Source organism: Mesorhizobium sp. M0037 (genome assembly GCF_040323635.1).
Classification (GTDB): Bacteria; Pseudomonadota; Alphaproteobacteria; order Rhizobiales; family Rhizobiaceae; genus Mesorhizobium.
This window is the reverse complement of the sequence record NZ_JAMYVB010000021.1, coordinates 25,865-51,843: the sequence shown is the minus strand read 5'-3', so window position 1 is coordinate 51,843 and position 25,979 is coordinate 25,865. Positions and strand designations below refer to the sequence as shown.

The following is a 25,979-nucleotide window of genomic DNA, read 5'->3' as shown; positions in this document are numbered from 1 at the left end:
GCGTTAACTGCAAATTGCCCGCCTTGTAGGTTCGCCAAGAGGGGTTCGCCAAGAGGTTTCACCGAAAGGGTCCGCCAAGCGCATGCCTTCCGAGAACTACTCTTTCCTCGATGTCGCCGTGCTTGATGCGGTTCGCCAGCGCTTCGCCGCCGGCGACGCGATCGCGATTCTGTCGGCCGACCTCGAACAGGTGATCTGGGCCAACGGCCCGGGCGCTGCGGTGTTCGGCTATCCCGATATCGAGGCCATCATCGGCGCCTCGGCACAGCTGCCGCTGATCGCCAGGCGCCAGATCATGGCGACCGCGGGCTTCCCGCAGATCGGCAGCGACCGCGCCATTACGGTACGGCTGGCGACCGGCATCACCAGCCGCGCCGTCGGCTTCCTGGCCAGTGCGGTGACTATGCCGGACGGCGAAAGCGCCATCATGCTGGTGGTGCCGGCAGCGCAGGCCGGCTCGCGCAGTGCTGCCGACGTTGCGGCCCGCGCGATCAGCGGCTTTACCGAAGACGGCCATTTCATCGCCTTTGTCGACGCCGCCGGCACTGTCGAGGCGGCTTCGGATGGCTTTGGCGCGCTCGCCATCCGGCCTGAGACGCTGGCCGCGCTTGTCGCCGACGTGGCGAGCCAGGACGACCGCATCGTCAAGCGGCTGGTCCCCGGCGGCGCCACGTCCTATCCGGCCGGCTTCGCGCGCCTGACCGAGTCCAGGCATCTGCTGGTGGTCATCGACGAGGATCAGCTCGGTGAGGAAAATCCTGTCGGCGAGCTGGATGCCGAACCTGCTGCAGCGCAGGTCGACGATGGCCCGGCGCAAGCCGCCGCGGAGGACGCGGTAACGGTGGATGCGGTGGCTGACCACCCCCCCGCAAGCGGGAATCAGGGCGCCCCACTCGCGGCCGCGCCTGATGTCGGGGAGACAGGTCCGGCTGCCACCGAGCATGATGCTTCGGCGTCAACCGATACAAAGGCGGACCATCGCGAGCAGACGACCGGCCGCGAGCAGGCGGCGAATGACAGCGCGCCGGCGCAACATGATCATTGGTACTTCCATGCCGGCGAAGAGCCGCAGGCGGGCGAGCCGGACAGCCCGGCGCAGGCCGAGCCGGACTCTGTTTCCCCGGCCGAGAGTGCGCAGTTGGACAGCAGTGCCGCTGCGCCCGCCCTGCCGTCTGACGCAGCCCCACCGGCTACGCCTCCCGCCAAACGTGAGATCGACCGCTCGGCGCCGCCGCTGCGCTTCGTCTGGCGCACCGACGCCGACGGCAAGTTCAGCGCGCTGTCGCCGGAATTCGGCGACATTGTCGGCAAAGCCGCCGCCGACGTGATCGGCCGCCGCTTCAAGGACGTCGCGACAACTTTCGGCCTCGACGCCTCGGGCGAGATCGCGGGCCTGCTTGAACGGCGCGACACCTGGTCGGGCCGCTCGGTACTGTGGCCGGTTGCCGGCTCCGACCTGAAGATACCGGTCGATCTGGCAGCACTGCCTGTCTATGGCCGCAGCCGCGCCTTCGAAGGTTTTCGTGGTTTCGGCGTCGCCCGCGGCGGCGATGCGGTGGTCGATCCGGAAGCAATCGGCATGGCGCTGGTCCCCAATGGCGCGCCAGCGGCAGCAGCCGAGCCGGCCCCGGAACAGCCCGTGGCGGAAGCTCCCAAGGCGGCCGATCCGTTCGAGGGCGAAGTGCCGGCGCTGACCATCGTGCCGAAGCAGGAACGTCGTTTTGCCGATAAGGTCATCCGGCTGGCCGAGCATCGGCAGCCCGCCAACGACAAGCAGCCGACAAGCGAGAGGGGCCTGTCGACGCTGGAGCGCAGCGCTTTCCGCGAAATCGGCGAGCGGCTGAAGAAGGACAATCCCCCGCCGGAGCAGCCGGAGACTGCCAAGCAGGCCGAACCGGCCAATCCGGATCAGGTAACGCCAGACCAGGCCAAGGCAGATGAGCCCAAGCCGGATCATGTCGAGGCGGACCAGCCTGAAACAGCCGCGCCAGCCCGACAACCCGCCGAGGTCTCGAGTCCGGACGAAGCCGGCCCGGCTGCCGTGGCTGAACCATCGGCAGCCGCACCCGAAAGCGAAACGGCTGAGGCCGAACCGCCGGAAAGCGATGCCGAGGACGAAAAGGACCTGACGCGGCTTGACGGCGAGCAGCCGGACGACGGCCTTGCGGACGGCGAAGCAGGCGAGGCGAAGGCGCCGACAGTGTCGCGCTCCCTGCTCGACTATGCCGATCCCGAACCAGGCTCCGTCACCGAAGACAGTACGGAAGCAACGTCGTCCAACGACGAACTTGCGCCGGCTTCCGAACCGGATGATACGCAAGCCCAAGAGATCGTCGAGGCCGCAGAGCCACAGCCGGTTGTTGCCGAGACGCCGGCCAATGCCGGTGAAGACGACAGCATGACGTCGGCCGACTTCCGCGATGCCGAGGACAATGAGGATTGGGCGCCGTCCGACGAGGCGACTGACTCGGCCGTGGAAGACGGGGACAAGGCCGGCGATGCGGACACAATGCCGGCAGAACCACAGCGCCTGAAAGTGCCGCCGCTCAAGCTTGAGGGGTTCATGCCTTCGGCATTCTCGGCCGGAGATGAACACAAGGCCCCTGACACGTCGATCCTCGGCAAGCTGCCGGTGCCGCTGCTCATCCATTCGGGCGACGAGCTTCATTACGCCAATGAGGAATTCCTCGGCCTGACCGGCTATGACACGCTTGAGGACCTGAGCGACGCCGGCGGGCTCGACGCGCTGTTTGCCGACCCCTATTCAGAAACGGCCGGCGAAAGCGACCACACACTCAAACTGAAGACGCGCGAGGGCCAGGAATTTCCGATCGAAGCCATTTTGCGTTCGGTGCCGTGGCGCGCCGGCAAGGCGCTGATGCTGGTGGTGCGACGTACCGGCGATAACGAGCCGCCGATGGTTGCGCATCTCGCAGCCGAGGAGCAGACGCAGCCCGATGTCTCCGAACTCAAAGCGCGCATTGCCGAGATGCGCACCATCATCGACACCGCGACCGATGGTGTGGTGTTGATCGGCCGCGACGGCGACATCCGCTCGATCAGCCGGCCGGCCGAGGCGCTGTTCGGCTTCGACAGCGACGACGTCACCGGTAAACCGTTCGCCTCGCTGTTTGCCATCGAAAGCCAGCGCGCGGCGCGCGACTATCTGAACGGCCTGTCCGAGCCCGGCGTGGCGAGTGTGATGAACGATGGCCGCGAGGTGATCGGGCGCGAGGCGCAAGGGCGCTTCATCCCGCTGTTCATGACCATCGGCAGGCTGCCCAATGACAGCGGCTTCTGCGCCGTGGTGCGCGACATCACGCAGTGGAAGCGGGCCGAAGAGGATCTGACCCAGGCGCGCGCGGTGGCCGAGCGCGCCTCCTCGCAGAAGACCGATTTCCTCGCCCGCATCAGCCACGAGATCCGCACGCCGCTCAACGCCATTATCGGCTTTTCCGAGCTGATGGTGGACGAGAAGTTCGGCCCGGTAGCCAATGACCGCTACCGCGACTATCTCAGAGACATCAACCGCTCGGGCAACCATGTGCTCGATCTCGTCAATGACCTCCTCGACATTTCGAAGATCGAGGCCGGCCAGCAGGAAATGGACTACGAGGCGGTGTCGCTCAACGATACGCTGGCCGAGACGGTGGCGATGATGCAGCCGCAGGCCAACCGCGAGCGTGTCATCATTCGCTCCAGCTTCGCCTCGCGACTGCCCGAAGTGGTCGCCGACCTCAGAAGCGTGCGCCAGATCGCGCTCAACATCCTGTCCAATGCCATTCGTTATACGCAAGCCGGCGGACAGGTGATCGTGTCGACCGCCTATGAAACCTCCGGCGACGTTGTCATGCGGGTGCGCGATACCGGCATTGGCATGAGCCATGCCGAGATCGAGCAGGCGCTGAAGCCGTTCAAGCAGATCAATGCGCTGAAGCGCGGGCGTGGCGACGGCACCGGTCTCGGCCTGCCGCTGACCAAGGCGATGGTGGAAGCCAACCGCGCCCGCTTCACCATCACCTCGACGCCGGGCGAAGGGACGCTGGTCGAGGTCGCCTTCCCGTCGACGCGGGTGCTTGCCGAATAGGGCCGGCCATTCCCGGGCGAGAATCCCGGACAAAGAAAAGGCGTCCAACAGGACGCCTTAGATGGGATTTGCTGTCACAACGGGGGCTTGAGCGAATCTGATCCTCAGGGGACGAGGAACGGGATTTCTCCCTCAAGTTACGTGCGACTATCGACGCCGGGCCTTAACAACTCCTTACCGGCCGTCCAAAAAATTTACGAATGTGTACCACTCATGAAATCTAGGTAAATTCGACCGACATATCTGGTTAACCATCCCGGCCGCGTCACTCAGCCAGCTGCGGCAGGTTCCTGAACAGCTCCAGCGCCTCTGGATTGGCCAACGCTTCCTTGTTCTTGATGGAGCGGCCATGCACCACGTCGCGCACTGCAAGCTCGGTGATCTTGCCCGATTTGGTGCGCGGAATGTCGCTGACGGCGACGATCTTTGCCGGCACGTGGCGCGGGCTGGCGCCGCTGCGGATCTTGGAACGAATGCGCTTTTCCAGATCCTCGTCCAGCGTCACGCCGGCGGCCAGCCGCACGAACAGCACGACGCGCACGTCATTGTCGAAATCCTGGCCGATGCACAGCGCCTCAAGGATCTCCGGCATCTGTTCGACCTGATTGTAGATCTCCGCCGTGCCGATGCGCACACCGCCCGGATTGAGCGTCGCGTCGGAACGGCCGTGGATGATCATGCCGCCATGCGCGGTCCATTCGGCGAAGTCGCCGTGGCACCAGACATTGTCGAAGCGCTCGAAATAGGCCGCATGGTATTTCTTGCCCTCAGGATCGTTCCAGAAGCCGATCGGCATCGACGGAAACGCCTTGGTGCAAACCAGCTCACCCTTTTGCTCGCGGATCGGCTTGCCGTCATCGTCCCATACATCGACGGCAAGGCCGAGGCCGGGACCCTGGATCTCGCCGGTCCAGACCGGTTGCGTCGGTACGCCGAGCACGAAACAGGAGACGATGTCGGTGCCGCCGGAAACCGAGGCCAGATGTACGTCCTTCTTGATGCCGTCAAAGACGAAGCGGAAATCCTCCGGCGACAACGGTGAGCCGGTCGAGGAAATCGCCCGCACACTCGACAGATCATGGCTGTGGATAGGCTTGAGCCCGGCCTTGCGCACGGAATCGATGAATTTGGCTGAGGTGCCGAAAAAGGTCATCTTCTCGGCATCGGCGAAGCTGAACAGCACATTGCCGTCGGGGTGGAAGGGTGAGCCGTCATAGAGCAGCAGCGTGGCGCCCGAGGCCAGGCCCGACACCAGCCAGTTCCACATCATCCAGCCGCAGGTGGTGAAGTAGAAGAAGCGGTCGCCTTCGACGAGCCCGGCATGCAGCCGGTGTTCCTTGACGTGCTGGACCAGCGTGCCGCCGGCCGAATGGACGATGCATTTGGGAATGCCGGTGGTACCTGACGAAAACAGGATGTAGAGCGGATGCGCAAACGGCAGCCGCTCGAACGTGACCGCTTTGGCGGCAAAGGGTGACAGCGCCTCTTCGAGCGCCACGGCCTTATCGATGACCGCGGCGATGTCACGCGACGTACCGAGATAGTCGACGATCAGGACCTTGGCTACTGTTTCGAGCTTCGCTGCAACGGCAGCGATCTTGTCGGCGACCTCGATTGCCTTGCCATTGTACCAATAGCCATCCGGCGCAATGAATATGACCGGCTCGATCTGGCCGAAACGGTCGAGCACGCCCTGCTCGCCGAAATCGGGGGAACAGGACGACCAGACCGCGCCGATGGAGGCGGCCCCCAGCATGGCGGCGACGGTTTCCGGCATGTTGGGCATCATGGCCGCGATGCGGTCGCCCTTTTTCACCTTGAGCGACAGGAAAAGCTGCTGAAAGCGCGAGGTCAGCTGGTTCAGTTCGCTCCACGACAGCCGCCGCTCGATCTTGTCCTCGCCGCGAAAGACGATCGCGTCACCGGAACCGATCTTCTTCAGCAGGTTCTCGGCGAAGTTCAGCGTCGCATCGGGAAAGAACGATGCGACGGGCATCTTGTCGCCATCGACGAGCACGGTCTCGCCCGCATCGGTCCCTTTGTCGCCGACAATGCCGCAAAAGTCCCACAGCAGGCTCCAGAAGCCCTCGCGATCCTCGACCGACCAGCGGTGCAGTTCGGCGTAGGAGGCGAAGGATGTGCCGCTTTTGGCCGCTGCTGCCTTCATGAACGCGGTCAGTGGTGCTGCGTCGATCTGGTCTTGCGTCGGGGTCCAGAGCGGTGCTTCGGCAGCCATGATCGATCCTCCTTGAAGCCCGTCGCGTCGCAAGATAGATATGCTTTTGTTTTGATGCACGTCGTTGTCCCGGAACCGCTGCACTCTTCCGGGCGACATGCACTAGCCTCAGCTTTACAGGCGCCGCTGTCCCAAAAACGCCGCGCCTCGTAGCAGGCTGAAGCTGCATCGCTTATGCCTACCACCGTGCGGCAGAGCAAGATTTTGTTCCGCTAAAACTCGGCCATATGTTCGCAATTGCCATCGCCGGGCCATAAAGACTTGAAATGCCTCAGCCCTAAGTCGTAGTGACGACTGGAAGGCGTGGTGACAACTGGCGGTTACACCCGTCAGGCGATTTTTATCGGAATGAAAGCAACCGGGGCAATATGCCATCACCTTTGATCCGGCGCGGAATATGGGCGATCGGCGTTGCCGTGCTCGTCATCGCGCTGGTCGTCGCCGCTCTGCCGCTGTTTGCCTCGACCCGGATCGTGCGCGATCGCATCGCCTGGGAGATGAGCGCGTGGAGCGGTTTCAGGGTCACCATCGCCGGTTCGCCGCGCATCGAGGTGTGGCCGAAGTTCCGCGCCATATTGAGCGACGTCACGCTGTCGCAGTGGACCGAGACCGACGCGCCGCCGGTGATCGAGGCCGAACGGGTCGAGGTCGACCTTTCGGCCATGGCGGCGCTGCAGGGCGATGTGGTGTTTTCGACGGCGCGGCTGGTGCGGCCGACGATCCGGGTCCAGCGCGCCGCAAACGGCATGTTCCTGCCCGCCATACCAACGGGCGGACGCATCACCCGCTCCATCGACACGGCGCGCGGCGTGGTCAACGCCGATCCGACGAAGCCGGATCTGAGCAAGCTGCCCGCCGATCCGTTCGGCACCGTGGAATTCAGGGACGGCCGCATGGTCGCCTCCGTCGGCGGCAAGGACGTCGAACTGCTGACCAGCCTGTCCGGCCAGGCGAGCTGGGCAGCGATGAACAGCAACGCGACCTTGTCGGCGACCGGAATCTGGCGCGGCGAGAGCGTCACCGTCGATGCCGCCTCGCCCAAGCCGCTGGTGCTGTTTGCCGGCGGCGCCGCACCGGTCACGTTTTCGTTCAAGGCAGCGCCGGCCAGCTTCTCGTTCGACGGCACGGCCAGCATGTCGCAAAACGCCTATTTCGATGGCCAGGCGAAATTCGCCGCGCCCTCGCTGCGGCGCGTGCTGGAATGGTCGCAGGCCGGCATTGCCCCTGGTACGGCGATCGGTTCGGTCTCGATTTCGAGCAAGATCACGGCGACCGCCGGCCGCGTCAAATTCGAAAACACCGCGGTGACGCTCGACAGCAACCCGGGAATGGGGGCCCTGGATTTTTCGTTCGGCGACGCCTTGCCGGTGATATCAGGCACACTCGCCTTCGATACGCTCGACCTCAGGTCGCTGTTTTCGGCCTTCACGCCGCTGGCGCCGACCGGCGAGACCGGTCCCGGCGAAATCGACACCAGCTTCGCCGACCGGATCAATCTCGATCTGAGGCTGTCAGCGGCACATGCCTCGGCCGGCGCAATCCAGCTTGCCGACGTCGCCGCCACGGCGCAGGTGAAGAACGGGCTTGCCGTCTTCGATATCTCCGATGCGTCGGCCTTTGGCGGCAACGTGCAAAGCAGCCTGCGTTTCGACCGCAAACCGGAGGGCTCGCAGGTCGAGATCCGGCTGCTCGCCTCCGACATTGACGGCGCCGCTTTCGGCACCGCGGCCGGAATGACGCGGCTGGTGCCGGCCAGCACCGGCACTGTCTCGGTCATTCTCAAAGGGCCGGGCAAATCCTGGGACTCGATCTTCGAGAACGCGGACGGCTCGGTCTCTGCGACGTTCGGGCCTGGCGCGCTGAGCGGGCTCAATTTGCCGGCATTTCTGAAGCACACGGAACAGGGCGGCTTCTTCGCGCTCGACGACGTCTCGGACGGGACACTGCCGATGGACGGCGCCGAGCTCAAGGCCACCATCTCGAAGGGTGTGGCAAGGCTGGACAAGGCCGAGGCCAATTCGGCGAAATACAAGGTCTGGCTGTCCGGCATCGCCTCTTACGGCGGACGCGGGCTGGCGCTTTCGGGGGGTGTCACCCAGGCCGACCCGGCAGCGGCACCGGTCAATGGCCAGCAGGGATCCAACCAGTCGTCATTCTTCGTCGGCGGCACCTGGAGCACGCCGTTCATCTCGCCGATCAGCCGCGGCGTCTCAGGCGAATAGGCGGTCCCTTACCGGAACCGCCCTATCCCTCGTTTGACGCAATCAACCGCGCTGCGCGGCCTGCTCGTCGAGCTGGCGCTGCACCTCACGCCGCTTGTTGGCGACCGAAGCGATGATGACGCCTACCGCCACGACGGCGATCAGGATGGTGCAGGCGGCGTTGATTTCCGGCGTCACGCCGAGACGCACCTGGCTGTAGATCTTCATCGGCAGCGTGGTGGCGCCAGGCCCGGAGGTGAAGGAGGCGATGACCAGGTCGTCAAGCGACAGGGTGAAGGCCAGCATCCAGCCGGAGACGATGGCCGGCATGATGACCGGCAGCGTGATCTGAAAGAAGGTCTTTACCGGCGTTGCGCCGAGGTCCAAGGCAGCTTCTTCCAGCGAACGATCGAACGACACCAGGCGCGACTGCACGACGACAGCCACGAAGCACATGGTCAAGGTGATGTGAGCAAGCGTCACGGTCAGGAAGCCACGGTCGAGACCGACGGCAACGAACAGCAGCAACAGCGACAGGCCGGTGATGACTTCCGGCATGACCAGCGGCGCAAACACCATGCCGGAAAACAGGATGCGGCCGCGGAAGCGGGTGTAGCGGGTCAAGGTCAGTGCTGCCAGCGTGCCGAGCACGGTTGCCACAGTGGCGGAGATGACACCCACACGCGCGGTCACCCAGGTGGCGTCCATCAGCCCCTGATTGTGGAACAGCGAGGCATACCATTTGGTCGAGAAGCCGCCCCAGACGGTGACCAGCTTCGACTCGTTGAAGGAGAAGACGATGAGCAGCACGATCGGCAGATAGAGAAAGGCAAAGCCCAGCACGACCGAGGTGACGTTGAAGCGGCTCCAGGTGGCGTTCATTTGTCCTGCTCCTGGGCGCGTGCCTGGGCCTGCTGGAAGAGCATGATCGGCACGATCAGGAGCAGCAGCAGGATGACGGCGACGGCCGACGACACCGGCCAGTCACGGTTGGCGAAGAATTCATTCCACAAGGTCTTGCCGATCATCAGCGTCTGCGAGCCGCCGAGCAGATCGGGAATGACGAACTCGCCGACCGCTGGAATGAACACCAGAAGGCAGCCGGCAATGACCCCGGGCAGTGACAGCGGGAAGGTGATCTTCCAGAAGGCTGATGTCGGCGGGCAGCCGAGATCCTTTGCCGCCTCGATCAGCGAGTAATCCATCTTTTCCAGCGACGAATAGAGCGGCAGCACCATGAATGGCAGGTAGGAATAGACGATGCCGATGAAGATCGCCGTGTAAGTGTTGAGGATGATCAGTGGCTGATTGATGATGTGCAGCGACAACAGCAGCTGATTGAGCAGACCCTCGGGCTTGAGGATGCCGATCCAGGCATAGACGCGGATCAGGAACGACGTCCAGAACGGCAGGATTACCAGCATCAGCAATGTCGGACGGATCGTCGCCGGCGCGCGGGCCATGCCGTAGGCGATCGGGAAGCCGACGAGCAAGGTCAGGATCGTCGAGACTGCAGCGATGATAACGCTGGTCACGTAGGCTTTGAAGTAAAGCGCGTCCTGCGTTAGCCAGACATAATTGTCGAAGCTGAGTTCGCGGGAGCGGACAAAGAACCCGGACATGCCGTCCCTGAAATCGAGCGTCGGCGTGTAGGGCGGCATGGCGATCGCCGACTGCGACAGCGAAATCTTGAAGACGATGATGAACGGGATGAAGAAGAAGAACAGCAGCCAGAGATAGGGCACGATGATGACGAGCCGGCTGACGAAGCCGGCACCGAGCCGCGTCAGGAACGGTTTGGCCGCGGCCGATGGACCGGCGTCAGTGAGTGCAATGTTGGACATGGCCGCCCCCTACCGTGTCAGCACGACGCCGGCATCCGGCCGGAAGGAGACCCAGGCGCGGTCGTTCCAGGTCAGCGGGTCGTCGGTGACGCGTGCAGCGTTGAGCGCGCTTGCCCTGATGATCTGGCCGTCATCCAGCCTGATGTGGTAGACGGTCATGTCGCCGAGATAGGCGACGTCGTAGACCTCGCCCTCAAGCGCATTGACGGCGTCGGCCGGTTTCGTCGAGGACACCTTGATCTTCTCCGGCCTGATGGCGAAGACGATGTCGGAACCGGCCTTTGTATCGGTGCTGTTTTCGACGACGATCTGGGCCCCTGTCGCGCCGGTGATGCGCGTGGTGTTTGCCGCACGCTCGGCGACCTTGCCCTCGAACATGTTCACATTGCCGACGAAGTGGGCAACGAAGCGCGAACTGGGGGCTTCATAGACTTCCGCCGGCGTCGCCACCTGCATCACCTCGCCCTTGTCGATGATGGCGATGCGGTCGGCCATGGTCATCGCCTCTTCCTGGTCGTGGGTAACGACGACGAAGGTAAGGCCGAGATTTTGCTGCAGGTCCATCAGCTCGAACTGCGTTTCCTCGCGCAGCTTCTTGTCAAGCGCGCCGAGCGGCTCATCGAGCAGCAAGACTTTTGGCCGCTTGGCAACCGAGCGGGCGAGCGCGACGCGCTGGCGCTGGCCGCCCGACAATTGGTGCGGCTTGCGCTTGGCGAACTGCTCGAGCTTGACTAGCTTCAGCATCTCGGCGACGCGCTTTTCGATATCCGGCGCCGGCATACCTTCCTGCTTGAGGCCGAAGGCAATGTTCTTTTCCACCGTCATATGCGGGAACAGCGCATAGGACTGGAACATCATGTTGACCGGGCGGCGGTAGGGCGGGATGCCGCGCAAGTCCTGGCCGTCGAGAAGGATACGGCCGGCGGTCGGCTCCTCGAAGCCGGCAAGCATCCGCAGCAACGTCGACTTTCCGCAGCCCGACGCGCCGAGCAGGGCGAAGAACTCGCGCTCGAAAATGGTCAGCGACAGATTGTTGACGGCGGTGAAGTCACCGAACTTCTTGGTGACGTTCTCGAATTGGATATATGGCTTGGCGTTCGGGTCGTTCCATGGCGCGAAATCCCTGCGGATGCTGCCAAGCGATTTCATGTCCCACTCCGTCCTATTTTTTTGCTTCTTGCCCCAGAGAAGAATGGTCCCGGCAGGTGGCTGCCGGGACCATGTCGCATTGCTTACTGGCCGGTGACGATCTTGGTCCAGCTGCGCGTGATCAGGCGCTGGGTCTTGGGATCGTAGGGCTGGACCGTATAGAGCTTTTTCAAGGTCTCGGCGTCCGGATAGACCGCCGGATCATCCAGCAGCGCCTTGTCGACGAACTGCTGCGAAGCCTTGTTGCCGTTGGCGTACAGCACATAGTTGGACGACTTGGCGATCACTTCCGGCTTCATCATGTAGTTGAGAAATTCGAGTGCCTCGGCGGCATGCGGCGCATCAGCGGGAATCGCCATCTGGTCGAACCACATCTGGGCGCCTTCCTTGGGCACGGAATAGCCGATCTCGACGCCTTGCTTGGCCTCGACCGCGCGGTTGCGCGCCTGGAAGACGTCACCCGACCAGCCGACCGCCAGGCAAATATCGCCGTTGGCGAGCGCGTTGATGTATTCGGACGAATGGAATTTGCGGATATACGGCCGCACCTTCAGCAACGTCTCCTCGGCCTTGGCGATGTCGTCAGGTGAGGTGCTGTTCGGATCGAGGCCGAGATATTTGAGCGCCGCCGGAATGATGTCGGCCGGCGAGTCCAGCACATAGACGCCGCAGTCCTTCAGCTTGGCCAGGCTGTCGGGATTGAAGAACACATCCCAGCTGTCGATCTTGTCGGTGCCGAGTGCTGCCTTCACCTTCTTGATGTTGTAGCCGATGCCGACCGTGCCCCACATGTAGTTGATCGAATATTCGTTGCCCGGATCGTATTTGGCGGTGCGCTCCGAAACCGTGTCCCACATGTTGGAAATGTTGGGCAGCTTCGACTTGTCGAGCTTCTGGAACACGCCGGCCTGGATCTGGCGGGCCAGGAAGTTGCCGCTGGGCACGACGACGTCATAGCCGCTGCCGCCGGCAAGCAGCTTGGTTTCGAGGATTTCATTGGAATCGAAGGTGTCGTAGACGACCTTGATGCCGGTCTCCTTGGTGAAGTCGTCGATGATCGAACTGTCGATGTAATCCGACCAGTTGAAGACGTTGACGACGCGATCCTCGGCATGGCCGCCGACGGCGAAAAGCGTCAGAAATGCCGAGGTTGCCGAAAGCCAGAGCGCTTTGCGGATCATGCTGTTCTCCTTTGATGAGTGTTCCTTCGCCAAGTCGTCGCTGTTCGAGCGCGATTGGGCATTTGCTTCAGAGTATTGAGCTTTCCGGGCAGCCACAAGCATGAACTTCCAGCGCCGTCCGGGCGGTTCGACGAGCGGCAGATGATGGCTATGTGTGCCCGCATGGCGGGCGCGCTGACGCCGTCAGAGGCTTTCGCCGTGGCGCGGGCAGGGATACGACGCTGTGGTCCGGTCTTGGTCCGACCGGCGGGGACACTTGGCAAGATAAGCCTGTCTTGTTGTTGCCGTGCCCCAGCCTGCCCGTGCCGCAGCAAGGTTGTCAATGGCCCGCGCGGGGCAAGCCCGGTCCATATGGCGTGCGGCTTCGTTAATTAGGAAAGACGAGCCTAATAGGGAGAGACGTTGTCAACCAAGGGAAAGGCGGTCAATTAGGCGATGGCAGGCCGCTGGTCCCCGGCCGTGCAGCCTCGCCTGGCGCTTGAATTCAAGCCCGATATGGAGGAGCAGCGCGGCGACCACCACCGCGCCGCCGATGATGGTGCGCACCGAGGGCACCTCGCCATGGACGAGCCAGACCCAGATCGGTCCGAGGATCGGCTCGAACGTGCCGAGGAGTGCTGCGATCGCCGCCGGAACCAGCCTCGCGCCGGTGGCGAAGAAGGCAAGGCCCAGCCCGAGATTGATGACGCCGAAGGCAAACAGGAAAGCCATGTCGTGGGCCGACGTGGCAAACTGCGTGGCTTGCGATGCGGCGAAAGCCGCTGCCAGCATCGTGCCGAGGCACGTCGCCGGCGTCATGCGCACATGGGCGAAGCGCCGGGTGATGACAGTGGCGATCGAGAACATGACGGCGATCAGCAGCGACAGCCCGTCACCGATGGGCGATACGGCGCCGTCGAGCGATTCCGACACCATGATGGCGACGCCGGCGATGACGGCGGCGATCGCCACCCAGGTCGCGACGGCGACGCGTTCGCGAAACAGCACCCAGGCAAGCAATGCCGCCAGCAGCGGCACACCGGCCTGCATCAACAGGATATTGGCAACGGTGGTGTAGGCGAGCGCGACAACGAAGCACGTCGACGCCGTGGCGAAACAGACGGCCACGGCAAGGCCGGGCAGGCCCATGTCGCGAAACAGCCGCAACATGCCGCGCCAGCCGTCGCGCCAGGCCATGAAGCAAATCAGGAACACAGCCGCCCACAGCGATCGCCAGAACACCACGGTCCAACTGTCAGCGGTGTCGATGAAGCGGGCGATGGTGCCGCCAAAGCTCCACATCAGCGCCGACAGGAACACCAGCAGCAAGCCGACCCGCTCTTCGCGCGGCGAGACGATCGGCGGTGCGGCGATTGGAGAAGATGCGGTATCGGTCATGGGGTGCGACTGTCGGCTATCTCGGGGCGGCATGATGCACAATGGACGACAGAAACGTGCCGTATTCGCCTAGCGCATAGGCTACCGCCGGACGTGATCCAGCCCGGCATTCCCTTTGGCGCACCGCCAACCGGCAGCCATACGGGCAAACACCGCCGTTTCTAGGACGTGCCCTTGTTGCCGCGGATAAAGCGCCAAAGACCGGCCAACGGTACCAGCAGCAGAATGCCGAACTTTTTCAGGGCGATGACCGCGACCGCAATCAGGCCGGCCTTTGCCGCGAGTTTTCCGGCGATGAGGCCGCCAATGCCAACCGCGGCGACCGTGTCGGTGCCGGGCAGAAAATCGGTGTATTTCTTGCCGGTGTTGAAGTCCGCCACGCCCAGCACTTCGTCCAGGCTCTGCTTGATCTCCGGCAATTGTTCAACCGTAGCGATGTAGCTCATCACGAAGACGCCTTCCCGGCCGAGGAAACGGACGTCGTAATTGAGCGTGTGGACGGTATCGTCTCCGAACTGCAGTTCCTTGGCCCAGTGCAGCCGCTTGTGGACGAAATCATAGACCGGCGGCGAGGCCCAGCCGATTAGCTTGATCGGGGGAAAGCCGTCCTTTACCCGCTGATCGTTGGCCGACAATGTGTCCGCCTGCATGCTGCTCAGCAGTTCGGTGTAGTCGATGGATGCGGCGTCGGCGTCATCGACATGGCCGATCTTTTCATAGCGCAATTCGATGCCCCAACCCTTGCCGGCGATGGGCTCGTACTTGGCCGGGAAGATCATGCCGATTGCTTCGGACGCGGTATCAGGCGGATTGCCCCAGGCCTCGGTCAGGACGGACGTCGCGTCCTTCTTGCCCAGAAAATAGAACTTGTCCTTGAGATCGAGATGGATGCCTTCGGGAAGGTCGACCGCGCCGGTCTTTGGATCGATCTTGTCCAGGAATGCCTTGCCGTCGTCACTATACTGTTGATAGTCCTTGAAGAATTCCGAGGATTTTTCTGCCAGAACAGGCCCCGCCAAAAGGGCAAGCGCCACGCCAAGCCACAAAGCTTTCCTGTTCATAAGCCGTCCCCCCTTGGCTGCCCTGCAGCTCACCTTCGATAGCGCAGCGCCGATGCTTAATCAATATTTGGTTCGGCGATGGTTCGGGCCGCGCTCTATTGCTTTAGCGCAAACAGCTGCAGTCTTCCGCGACCTCCAGCCCGAGAAGCATCACTGGAAATCGAAGGCGCTCAGGCCCGTCACCATCTCGTCGAGGCCCAGCGGACGGGTCACCGGCGGCTCGGCGCGGGCGAGGCAGCCGATGCGTTCGCACAGCCGGCAAGCGGGACCGACCAGCGTGGCGGCGCCCTGTCCGGCCTTTGCCGGCAGCCCGGCGCCATAGACGATCTCGTCGCGAAAGCCGATATCGCAGCCCAACAGCAGCGCGGTGCGGCGCGGACGCTCGGAGAACGAACCCTGCGGCCCCTCGAGCGTGCGTGCGATGCAGAGGAACTCGGCGCCGTCGGGCATTTCAACCGCCTCGACCAGGATTTGGCCAGGCGAAGCGAAAGCGGCATGGACCGGCAGTTTCGGGCAGCCGCCGCCAAAGCGGCTTTGCGGAAAGCCCTGGCCACCGGCCTTGCGGAAGCGGTTACCGGCATTGTCGACCTCGAGCATGAAGAACGGGACCCCGGACAAGCCAGGACGCTGCAGCATGGTCAGGCGGTTCGCCGCCTGTTCGAAGGAGACGCCGAAACGCGAGCGCAGCACATCGATGTCGTAACAAGCCCGCACGGCGGCGGCATGAAAGGCCTGATAGGGCATCATCAAGGCATGGGCGGCGTAGCGGCCGAACTCGAAGCGGGCGAGCCGGCGGGCTTCGTCCGTACCGAGCTTCAGCGCCTGAATTTCGCCGGCGACAGCGACCGTCATGCGGATCAGGCAGGCCTCCATGGCGACTTCGCGCAACTGGTCGAACGGCGACAGCCGCTCCGATAGAAAAAGACGCTGCGAATGACGGTCATAACGGCGGCGCCAGTTCGGCATGGTGGCCACCGGCAGCACCTTGACGACGATGCCATACTCGCGCTTCAGCCACGCCTTCAGCGCGCCGAACAGATCGTCGCCGGGGTCGAGCACCGAGGTGAAGGCCTCGGCCTCCTCCTCGAGTGCTGCAAAATGGTTCGGCCGGCGCTCGAAAATCTCGTGCACTTCGTCGATCGGCAGCCGCGCACCGGACAGCGCCGTGGCGCGGCCCTCGCGCGCCAGAAGCTCGTTGAGATCGGACAGCCGCTCGACCTGCTCGCGGTAAGCGCGAAACAGTTTTATCATCGCAGCCGATGCGTTGGGGGCGGCCTCGGCCAGTTCGATCAGTTCCTGGTCCCCCGGCAATTCACCGGCAAGCAGCGGGTCGCCGAACACTTCCTTCAAGGCCGAGATCGACCCTCTCGCCTCACCCTGCAATTCATGCGGGTCGACCTTGTAGACAGAGGCCAGCTTTAGGATCAGCTGCACCGTCAGCGGCCGCTGGTTGCGCTCGATCAGGTTGAGATAGGACGGCGAGATGCCGAGCCCCTCTGCCATCGCTGTCTGGGTCAGGCCTTTGGCGATGCGGATGCGGCGGATGCGCGGCCCGGCAAAGATCTTCTGGTCGGCCATCGGCTTTCCTTGACAGGAAATTTACACGACTTGCGAGCGATGAACGGCGCACCATCTTTTTACAATCATGACAGATTTACAGCGGCAGGCAGTCAAACACAACACAGGTTTTCTCTTATTTTCTACCGGAAATAGCGGTTTTCCTCGCTCTCGTCGCGGCGCAATGTAAATGATGTCACACACAGACGACGCACACTATCCCAGGGCGCGGCGTTTCAAGACACTGGCATCGATTGATCTGGAGTGACCAATGACTGATTTTTACAATCTTGTCCCATCCGCGCCCGAAGGCCGCTTCGACGGCATCGAACGACCCTATTCGCCGGACGATGTGAAGCGGCTGCGCGGGTCGGTCCAGATACGCCAGAGTCTTGCCGAAATGGGCGCCAACCGGCTGTGGAAGCTCATCCACGAGGAAGACTTCGTCAATGCACTCGGCGCCATGTCGGGCAACCAGGCGATGCAGCAGGTGCGTGCCGGGCTGAAGGCAATCTATCTCTCGGGCTGGCAGGTAGCCGCCGACGCCAACACCGCGTCGGCCATGTATCCGGACCAGTCGCTCTATCCCGCCAATGCGGCGCCCGAACTGGTCAAGCGCATCAACCGCACGCTGCAGCGCGCCGATCAGATCGAGACCTCGGAAGGCAACGGCCTGTCGGTCGACACCTGGTTCGCGCCGATCATCGCCGATGCCGAGGCCGGCTTCGGCGGACCGCTCAACGCCTTCGAGATCATGAAGGCGTTCATCGAGGCCGGCGCTGCCGGCGTCCACTATGAGGACCAGCTGGCCTCTGAGAAGAAGTGCGGCCATCTCGGCGGCAAAGTGCTGATCCCGACCGCCGCGCATATCCGCAACCTCAACGCGGCGCGTCTGGCGGCCGACGTGATGGGCACGCCGACGCTAGTCGTGGCACGCACCGATGCGGAAGCGGCAAAGCTTCTGACCTCCGACATTGACGAGCGCGACCAGCCTTTCGTCGACTACGATGCCGGCCGCACGGTTGAAGGCTTCTACCAGGTCAGGAACGGCATCGAACCGTGCATCGCGCGCGCCGTTGCCTATGCGCCGCATGCCGACCTGATCTGGTGCGAAACATCCAAGCCCGATCTGGCGCAGGCCAAGAAATTCGCCGAAGGCGTGCGCAGGCATCATCCGGGCAAGCTGCTCGCCTATAATTGCTCGCCGTCGTTCAACTGGAAGAAGAACCTCGACGACGCGACGATCGCCAAGTTCCAGCGCGAGCTCGGCGCCATGGGCTACAAGTTCCAGTTCATCACGTTGGCCGGGTTCCACCAGCTCAACTTCGGCATGTTCGAGCTGGCCCGCGGCTACAAGGCGCGGCAGATGGCCGCCTATTCCGAGCTGCAGGAAGCCGAGTTCGCGGCCGAAGTCCACGGCTACACCGCGACCAAGCACCAGCGCGAGGTCGGCACCGGCTATTTCGACGCCGTCTCAATGGCGATCAGCGGCGGCCAGTCCTCGACCGCCGCCATGCATGAATCGACTGAGCACGCCCAGTTCAAGCCGGCAGCGGAATGAACCGGTCGACATACCAACAGAGGAAACGCCCGAAGGGCAAGGGAGAAGAAAATGGCATCCATAAGCCGCGTCAAGGAACGTGCAGAAGAGCAGTCCACCACGATGAGTGTCGACCAACAGGCGACCATCCGCATGCTGGCCAACGACCTGCACCGGCTCAATCAATCGGTGATGAAGGCAGTGGAGGCCGGCGTCTCGGTGGAACTGGTGCGCTCGGCCCGGCATCATGGCGGCGACGGCAATTGGGGCGACCTGCTGATCCCGGTGATCGTCACGCAGAAGAGTCACGGCTGATCTTTCCCTTACGGAAGCTTTGTGCTTGTGGAATCTATGGGCCCCGCCGTTCACTGGCCGATTTCAACGTCACCCGCGGGTTTTCAGCGCGGGTGACTTTCGCTTTTGAGCGTAAACTTAACTACAGTTCGAAAACAGACCTTGTCTCCGGGGTTTAATATTTCCAGCTATATTTCGCAGGTCCGTCATTTCAGCTTGACATGGCGGGCGATCTCACGCCAATTGGCTCTCGGATTTCAACCCTGCATTGAAGCAGCGCCGAGTGCCCGCCCCGCCCATGTGCCCTGTGAACCGCGAGACCGACACCGCCAAACATCTGAATTCGTCAAGCAGGGACGCGAACTCCGAGATATCAACGGATTTCTCCCACGTGCTGGTCGTTGGAAGATCGCCGATTAACCGGGTGGTGGTGTCGAAGATCGTCGAGAAGTCCGGACTGAAGCCGATCTCCGAGTCGCCCGAAATGGCGGCAAAGACATTGCGAACCCTCATTCCGGGCGCCGTCGTTCTCGATGGCGGCCCCGACAACGAGGACTGCCGCGCGCTGATGGCGGCCATCGACGCCTTGCGGCGGACATCTGGGCGGTCGCTCCCCAAGGTGATCCTGCTTTCAACCAAGACCGGCACGCCCGACAGCCTGGGCCTGTCGAGCGTGGTCGATGTGGTGGTAACCAAGCCGATCACCACCGAAAGGCTGCAGCCGGTGGTCGACCGGCTGATCAGTCTCGGGCGCGGCTGATCGCAATCCGCCCGAACGCGTGCGGGGCGGTCAGCCTTCCTTGCCGATGCTCTCGATCAAAGCCGGCAGTTCGCCAAGATCGACAAGCTGACGAAAACGCGGTGCCTCGACCGGCGGCTCGACGTGTTCGAGCACCCAGGTCAGCTCGTGCGGCACATACACACCCCAGCTGCCGGCCTCGATGGCCGGCACCACGTCCGACTTGAGCGAATTGCCGACCATCATGCTGGTCTGCGGGCTGCCGTGGCGGCCAAAGATCCTGGCATAGGTGGCGGCGCTCTTGTCGCTGACGATCTCGACGGCATCGAACAGGTCGCCAAGGCCGGACGCCGCCAGCTTGCGCTCCTGGTCGAACAGATCGCCCTTGGTGATCAGCACCAGATGGTAGGCGCCGGCGAGCCTTTCCACGGTCTCACGCGCATGCGGCAAAGCCTCGACCGGATGTCCCAGCATGTCGCGGCCGGCGGCAAGGATTTCGGCGATGGTCGACCCCGGCACACGGCCCTCGGTCACTTCTATTGCCGTCTCGATCATCGACAAGGTAAAGCCCTTGATGCCGAAGCCGTAGACGGCAAGGTTGCGCTTCTCGGCCTCCAGCAGCCGTGCCGAAATGTGCTCGGCCTCGCCATGGTCGGCGAGCAGGGTTGCAAAATGCTTCTCGGTCAGGCGGAAGAACTGTTCGTTCTGCCATAGGGTATCGTCGGCGTCGAAGCCGATAGTGGTCAGGGGCATGGTCGACTGTCCCGTTCAAGTGAAGGCAATGATGTAGACGTTGTCGCCGCACACTGCTAGCTACGGCAAGGGAATGGTGGGAAGCAATGCCGGAATTGGGCGCCTGGAAGCGTGAACTGGAGCAAATTGTGGGCTCCTTGCCAGGGCGTACTCCGACTGAACTCATAAATGCCATCCGAGATCTTGGCATCGCCATGGGACACGATACCGGCGAGGCGTTGCTTGAAACCTACCCGGAGATCCTTTCGTACCGACCGGCGCTGACCGCCGCATTCGGCAAGATGGTGCAGGAGCAAGATACCGCCGAGATCAGGCACATGCTGGATCAGGATCTGAGCGGTCCGGCATCCTTCGGGCAGATCGCAGCGGGAAAAACAAGCATCGGCGTGCTGTCATCCAGGGATGCGTATAATCGCCTGAACGAAGTCTTCGATCACGTCGATTTCGGCAGCTGCTGCCGCGCTGTCATGGTCGGCTGCGGAGGGCGTCCGTTTACGATGTTCCGCATACACGACCAGACTGTCGTCCCCGAAATCATCGGTCTCGATATTGTGCCTGAAGCGGTCGAAACGGCAAACAGGCTTGCGGCCAAGCTCGGCTATGTGCGGATGCGGGCCGAGCTTTGCGACGGCCGCGACTATGACTATGGCGAGGCGCAGGTCGTTTACGTCGCCAGCATGGTATCGCCCAAGGCAGCGGTGGTTTCTCGCATAGCCGATACCGCGCCTCAAGGTGTGCAGATCGTCTTGTGGGAGCCGGTCTCGCTTGGCAGGCTGTGGGTGGAAAGCGTAGAAAGAACGCTTGATCCCCGGCTTGCGGTTACCGGCCGCACGAGCATCCATCGAAATATGACGCGGGACGTGTTCGTTGCACGCGGGAGTGTTCCCAGGCCAGCAAGCTGATCATGCCAGGGCTGCGGATGAGCGACCGCGTGCTGCTTACCCTGGTACAGGCATGGTGCCTTGTCCGCCATCCGATGATTTGCGCCCGCACCTTCAATCATAGCGGCGTGCTGCCCGATCCGGCAAGGCCCGCTTCCTATGCAGACAAGTTCCTGTGGCGCAAGATTTTCGACCACAATCCCTTCTTCACCACGGCTTGCGACAAGCTCGCCTCGAAAGCCTACGCTCTGTCCACCTGTCCAGAACTCAAGACGGCTGCGGTTCTGTGGTCCGGATATGACGCGGCAGAACTTCCGGCGGAGCTGCTCACCGGCAATGTCATGGTGAAGGCCAATCATGGCTGCCGCTGGAACATGATGGTGCGCAACGGTGAGGTAGACAGAGCTAGGCTGCGCCGGCGTACGGCACGCTGGATGCGCCACCGCTACGGCAGGAAGCTCGGCGAATGGGGCTACAAGCACGCCAGCAGGCGCATCCTCGTGGAAGAGATGCTCCTCGAGGACGGTCAGCCCGTTGCTTTGGAGTACAAATTCCACGTGTCTAACGGGACGACGGCCTATGTCTATGCCGCGCGTCGGGATGAACACGGCAACGAACAGAAATGTCATTTCGACCGTGACGGAACCTACGCGCCGCCACCGCCAGGCAGCGGCCCCCAGTGGATCCGGATCGACCTGCCGGCATCCTTCCCGCGCATGCTTGCCATCGCCGAGCGGCTGACCGCGCCGTTCGATCACATGCGATGCGATTTCTACGAAATCGAAGGCGCGATCTTCTTTTCCGAATTCTCGGTCTATCCGCTATCCGGCAAAGGCATCATCAACACAAGGCTCAGGGATCTGTGCGCAGACAGCTGGAACCTCAGCCAATCCTGGTTCCTGACCGCGCCGCAAAGCGGATGGCGCAGGCGCTATGCCGGTGCCTTGCGCAGATGGCAGGGCGCAAATGCGCCGCCCGGCAAGGCCGTCTGACATAGGCCGTTCAGCCTCGTTGCCGCACCTATCGGGCCGGCTCCCCTTCCCTTCCATCACCGGCAACAGCTATACTGTGATAATTGCAACCCAAACTGGTGAATGATGCCGCCTGCGAAAAAGGAAGTCCGTCCGTCGACCCGCGGAGGACGCGTCCGAACGCCTGCCTTCGTGAAAAATCAACGCGGCGTGAAGAACTGGAAGGAAGTCAGCGCCTGGCTGGAATGGCGCGGCATCGAAGACATAGAATGCATCACGCCTGATCAGGCTGGCGTCGCGCGCGGCAAGATGATGCCGTCGAAGAAATTCACTTCCAACACCTCGCTGGCGCTGCCATCGGCAGTGTTCATGACGACGATTTCGGGCGGCTATCCCGAGGACGGCAACGGTTTCCACTATCCGGAGGATGATGGCGACCTGAAGCTGATGCCGGATCTGTCGACGTTGACCGTGGTGCCGTGGGAAGAAGACCCGACGGCCGCCGTCATCTGCGACCTCGTCCATCAGGATGGCCGTTCGGTCGAGTTCACGCCGCGCAACGTCCTGAAGCGCGTGGTAGCAGCCTATGACAAGCGCGGGCTGAAGCCGGTGGTGGCGCCCGAGATCGAATTCTACCTGGTGCGCAAGAACCCCGACCCGGATTACCCATTGACGCCACCAGTCGGGCGTTCCGGGCGGCCAATCGGCGGCGGAGCGGGCTATTCGATCGCCGGCGTCAACGAGTTCGACGAACTGATCGACGACATCTACCATTTCTCCGAAAGTCAGGGCCTGGAGATCGACACGCTGATCCACGAGGAAGGCGCCGGCCAGCTCGAGATCAATCTGCGTCACGGCGATCCGGTCGAGCTCGCCGACCAGGTGTTCATGTTCAAACGCACCATTCGCGAGGCAGCGCTGAAGCATGAGATCTATGCCACCTTCATGGCCAAGCCGATCCAGGGCCAGCCAGGTTCTGCCATGCACATCCACCAGTCGATCATCGACAAGAAGACCGGGCTGAATATCTTTTCGGCGAAGGACGGCTCGGAAACCGACGACTTCTTCCATTTCATCGGCGGCATGCAGAAGCATGTGCCGAACGCGCTGGTGATGTTTGCTCCCTACGTCAATTCCTACCGCCGGCTGACGCAGTCGGCCTCGGCGCCGGTCAACAACAAATGGGGCTATGACAACCGCACCACGGCGTTCCGCGTGCCGCGCTCGGATCCGGCGGCGCGGCGTGTCGAAAACCGCATCCCGTCTTCCGACGCCAACCCCTATCTGGCGCTGGCGGCCTCACTTGCCTGCGGGCTGATCGGCATCACCAACAAGATCAAGGCCGAGCCTCCGGTGCTGACCACCGCAAACGCCGATGAGATCGACCTGCCGCGCGGCCTGCTCGAAGCCGTCGACCTGTTCGAGGGCGACGAGGAGCTGTGCGCCCTTTTGGGCAAGTCCTTTGCCGCAACCTATGCAGCGATCAAGCGGGCGGAGTTCGAGACCTTCATGGAAGTGATCAGCCCGTGGGAGCGGGAGTATCTGTTGCTCAACGTGTGAGCGGCGACTTCGTCGTGTGAATGGTGAATAGTGAATGCTGAGTAGTTTCATATTGGATGGATGAGCGCAGACGACGTGCGTCTCGCAGCCATTCACCATTCACCATTCACCATTGGCTGGTGTCCCCATGCCTTACCAATCACCTATCTCCCCCGGTCGCTCCTGGTACGAAGACACAGCCGGACCACGCGCTGAGTACCCTGCCCTGGACGGCGACCGCAGCTGCGACGTCGTCGTCGTCGGCGGTGGCTTCACCGGGCTGTCGGCGGCCGCTCATTTGGCCAAGGCGGGAGCCGACGTCGTTCTGATCGAAGCGCATCGCTTCGGCGACGGCGCTTCAGGGCGCAATGGCGGCCAGCTCGGCACGGGCCAGCGCGCCTGGGCCGAAGAGATGGAGGCCGAATACGGCTTCTCCCGCGCCAAGGCGCTGTTCGACCTTGCCGAAGAGGCGAAAGCGCACCTGCTCGAATTCGCCGCCGTCAACCAGATCGACATCGACTATATGCCGGGCCAGTTGTCCGTGGCGCACAAGCCGCGTTATCTCGACGACTACAAGGCACATGCCGAGATCATGGCCGGCCGCTTCAATTATCCGCACATCGCCTTCATGGATGCCAGGGAAACGGCCGAACGCCTGGGCTCCACACGCTACTTCGGCGGCACCCGCGACACCGGCACCGGACACATCCACCCGATGAAGCTGGTGATCGGCACGGCAAAGGTCGCGGCAGCGGCCGGCGCGCACCTGTTCGAGCAGACACTATCGACCGGTGTTACCTCCAGCGGCGGCAAGGTCAGGGTGACGACTTCGAGAGGCACCATCACCGCCCAGAAATGCCTGATTGGTGTAAATGCCTATGGCGGCACGCTTGAGCCGGTGAGTGCCGCGCACATCATGCCCATCGGTTCCTTCATCGGCGCGACGGTGCCGCTGGGCGTCGATTCGAAAGTGCTGCCGGGCGGCGAGGCGGTCGACGATTCGCGTTTCGTCGTGCGTTATTTCCGCAAATCCAGGGATGGAAGGCTGCTGTTCGGCGGGCGCGAGGTCTATGGTGTCAACGATCCGAAGGACATCCATGTCCATATCCGCCGGCAGATAGCCGAGCTTTATCCGGAACTGAGCGATGTCGAGATCACCCATGGCTGGGGCGGCTATGTCGGCATCACCATGCCCAGGAAACCGTTCGTGCGCGAGGTGATGCCCAATGTGATCTCGGCCGGAGGCTATTCCGGCCACGGCGTGATGCTGTCGAACTTCTTCGGCAAGCTCTATGCCCAGACCGTCGCCGGCAACCGCGACAGACTGAAGCTGATCGAGGACCTGAACATCCCGGCTTTTCCCGGTGGCCGGCGCTTTAGAACGCCATTATTGTTCCTGGCACTGAACTGGTTTGCCCTGAGGGACCGAATATAGGGAAAGTATCTCATATCAGCCGGGGCTGGTACTGAGCCGATTCTATTGAGCTGTTGGTTGCCGCAACGAGACGTTGCAGAATCCTTAACAAGAGCGCACAATTCCCCTTGAGGGCGCACTGATGCCACAATCAAGGGCAAAGGATGCCGGTTCTGGGCGATTGAACGGGGACTTCTGCGGGCCTGCCCGCTTTGTTGTTGGGACCGATGCCGATCGAATGCCGGGCTGCCGGCGCCGATCGAAAGAACACCGGCTCATCTTTTGGAGGTGGCAAGAGTGAACGAGCCCTTCAGTTTCGGCGCGCCGGAACGTCGGCGCTTCGCCATGCAATTCGGTTATGACATGCGGCCCTCCTTCTGGCAGGGGGTGCGCACGAATTCGCATCTGGTGATCGCCGCGGTCGGCACCGCAGCGCTGCTTGGCGTGGCGGGCATAGCGCTTTGGCTGGCATTGCCGGCCAACGACCGGCAAGCGATCGCCAGCACACAGCAGAACGTTCCGACTTTTCCGGTCAAGACGACCAAGATTGCCCCGGTCGCAGCGACGGCTGCCGCGGTAGCGGCGCCACAAGCCGCGCGCAAGGGCGACGCGGTTTCATCGACGGTCGCTGTGGGTGGGGCTGCGATGCCGCCGCTGTCGGCCAACGATCCGCGCTGGACTGCGGAGCAATCCAACAGCGACCCTGCCGCGACGCCATCCGATCAGGCGCCTACCGAGCAGGCTGCCGCCAAACCGTCCGATGCCGCGGCATTCGAAGAACCGGCGGCCCAGGGCGACGCCACGACGCAGTTGTCAAAGGTCGCTGCTCCCGCCAATGACGACGACGCGGAAACCGCCGCCATACCGACGCCAAAACCGCAACTTCCAGACGAGCAATCTTCCGCCGCAACGAACGATACCCAGGCCAAGGCCAAGCCACAGAAGGTGGCTGCTGCCGCCGGCACCGGACGCATCCTCAGGAGGGTGACAATGCGCAGCGGTCCGCAGAAAAACGCCGCCGCCATGGGCACCGTGCCCGCCAAGTCGTCGGTGCAGGTGGTGAGTTGCAAGAAATGGTGCCAGATCGTCTACAACGGCAAGCGCGGCTGGATCTACAAGAGCTACATCAAGACCGGGGCTTGAGACACAAGCCGC

The 25,979-nt window shown here is 62.8% G+C and carries 18 protein-coding genes and 1 pseudogene; 10 read left to right on the top strand and 9 right to left on the bottom strand.

What is annotated here, in order from left to right:
- Window positions 1-82 precede the first annotated feature (82 nt).
- Window positions 83-4,087 (top strand): PAS domain S-box protein, encoded by a 4,005-nt coding sequence (locus tag NKJ78_RS25940; RefSeq protein ID WP_352460426.1) that lies wholly within the window; start codon window positions 83-85, stop codon window positions 4,085-4,087.
- A gap of 265 nt (window positions 4,088-4,352) precedes the next feature.
- On the opposite strand, the gene NKJ78_RS25935 is transcribed toward NKJ78_RS25940, so the two are convergent.
- A complete protein-coding gene (locus tag NKJ78_RS25935; protein ID WP_352460425.1) occupies window positions 4,353-6,323 on the bottom strand; it encodes an acetoacetate--CoA ligase in 1,971 nt (656 codons plus the stop codon).
- 368 nt (window positions 6,324-6,691) lie between these two features.
- Here NKJ78_RS25935 and NKJ78_RS25930 point away from each other — a divergent pair, with 368 nt between their 5' ends.
- On the top strand, window positions 6,692-8,545 hold the full coding sequence (locus tag NKJ78_RS25930) for an AsmA family protein (protein ID WP_352460424.1): 1,854 nt from the start codon (window positions 6,692-6,694) through the stop codon (window positions 8,543-8,545).
- Window positions 8,546-8,587: 42 nt separating this feature from the next.
- Here the strand turns inward: NKJ78_RS25930 and NKJ78_RS25925 are convergent, their stop codons facing one another.
- The 7 genes and pseudogenes from NKJ78_RS25925 to NKJ78_RS25895 form a co-directional block, all read right to left on the bottom strand.
- Window positions 8,588-9,406, bottom strand: a complete 819-nt coding sequence (locus tag NKJ78_RS25925; RefSeq protein WP_023669326.1) for an ABC transporter permease — start codon at window positions 9,404-9,406, stop codon at window positions 8,588-8,590.
- Entirely contained in the window at window positions 9,403-10,368 is a 966-nt protein-coding gene (locus NKJ78_RS25920) for an ABC transporter permease subunit (RefSeq protein WP_352460423.1), read from the bottom strand. Before NKJ78_RS25920 ends, NKJ78_RS25925 begins: the two co-directional genes overlap by 4 nt.
- Window positions 10,369-10,377: 9 nt before the next feature.
- A complete protein-coding gene (locus NKJ78_RS25915; protein WP_352460422.1) occupies window positions 10,378-11,517 on the bottom strand; it encodes an ABC transporter ATP-binding protein in 1,140 nt (379 codons plus the stop codon).
- Between the two features lie 83 nt (window positions 11,518-11,600).
- Complete coding sequence (locus NKJ78_RS25910) at window positions 11,601-12,698, bottom strand: polyamine ABC transporter substrate-binding protein (RefSeq protein ID WP_023681872.1); 1,098 nt, start codon at window positions 12,696-12,698, stop codon at window positions 11,601-11,603.
- 424 nt (window positions 12,699-13,122) lie between these two features.
- Window positions 13,123-14,075 (bottom strand): annotated as a pseudogene (locus NKJ78_RS25905) (DMT family transporter).
- A gap of 161 nt (window positions 14,076-14,236) precedes the next feature.
- The gene (locus NKJ78_RS25900; protein ID WP_031253330.1) at window positions 14,237-15,136 is read right to left on the bottom strand and encodes a DUF2167 domain-containing protein; all 900 of its coding nucleotides are present in this window, start codon (window positions 15,134-15,136) and stop codon (window positions 14,237-14,239) included.
- A gap of 150 nt (window positions 15,137-15,286) precedes the next feature.
- Complete coding sequence (locus tag NKJ78_RS25895; RefSeq protein ID WP_023738250.1) at window positions 15,287-16,714, bottom strand: helix-turn-helix domain-containing protein; 1,428 nt, start codon at window positions 16,712-16,714, stop codon at window positions 15,287-15,289.
- A gap of 250 nt (window positions 16,715-16,964) precedes the next feature.
- Here NKJ78_RS25895 and aceA point away from each other — a divergent pair, with 250 nt between their 5' ends.
- From aceA to NKJ78_RS25880, 3 genes are all read left to right on the top strand, one after another.
- Window positions 16,965-18,254, top strand: a complete 1,290-nt coding sequence (gene aceA / locus NKJ78_RS25890; RefSeq protein WP_352460421.1) for an isocitrate lyase — start codon at window positions 16,965-16,967, stop codon at window positions 18,252-18,254.
- 51 nt (window positions 18,255-18,305) lie between these two features.
- The gene (locus tag NKJ78_RS25885; RefSeq protein ID WP_023669318.1) at window positions 18,306-18,548 is read left to right on the top strand and encodes an SMc00767 family acetate metabolism repressor; all 243 of its coding nucleotides are present in this window, start codon (window positions 18,306-18,308) and stop codon (window positions 18,546-18,548) included.
- A 277-nt stretch (window positions 18,549-18,825) separates the two neighbouring features.
- Entirely contained in the window at window positions 18,826-19,287 is a 462-nt protein-coding gene (locus NKJ78_RS25880) for a response regulator (protein WP_023697301.1), read from the top strand.
- 30 nt (window positions 19,288-19,317) lie between these two features.
- Here NKJ78_RS25880 and NKJ78_RS25875 read toward each other — a convergent pair whose 3' ends face one another.
- Window positions 19,318-20,019 carry an HAD family hydrolase gene (locus NKJ78_RS25875; protein ID WP_031201930.1) on the bottom strand — a complete coding sequence of 234 codons (702 nt, stop codon included), beginning with the start codon at window positions 20,017-20,019 and terminating at the stop codon, window positions 19,318-19,320.
- Window positions 20,020-20,105: 86 nt separating this feature from the next.
- Between NKJ78_RS25875 and NKJ78_RS25870 the strand changes: the two genes are divergently transcribed.
- From NKJ78_RS25870 to NKJ78_RS25850, 5 genes are all read left to right on the top strand, one after another.
- On the top strand, window positions 20,106-20,921 hold the full coding sequence (locus NKJ78_RS25870; protein ID WP_156929752.1) for a class I SAM-dependent methyltransferase: 816 nt from the start codon (window positions 20,106-20,108) through the stop codon (window positions 20,919-20,921).
- A gap of 2 nt (window positions 20,922-20,923) precedes the next feature.
- Complete coding sequence (locus NKJ78_RS25865; RefSeq protein WP_050589025.1) at window positions 20,924-21,892, top strand: ATP-grasp fold amidoligase family protein; 969 nt, start codon at window positions 20,924-20,926, stop codon at window positions 21,890-21,892.
- Between the two features lie 102 nt (window positions 21,893-21,994).
- Window positions 21,995-23,431, top strand: a complete 1,437-nt coding sequence (locus tag NKJ78_RS25860) for a glutamine synthetase family protein (RefSeq protein ID WP_023681878.1) — start codon at window positions 21,995-21,997, stop codon at window positions 23,429-23,431.
- Window positions 23,432-23,558: 127 nt separating this feature from the next.
- Complete coding sequence (locus tag NKJ78_RS25855; RefSeq protein WP_352460419.1) at window positions 23,559-24,845, top strand: NAD(P)/FAD-dependent oxidoreductase; 1,287 nt, start codon at window positions 23,559-23,561, stop codon at window positions 24,843-24,845.
- Window positions 24,846-25,121: 276 nt separating this feature from the next.
- Entirely contained in the window at window positions 25,122-25,967 is an 846-nt protein-coding gene (locus NKJ78_RS25850) for an SH3 domain-containing protein (protein WP_352460418.1), read from the top strand.
- The last annotated feature ends 12 nt before the right edge of the window (window positions 25,968-25,979 follow it).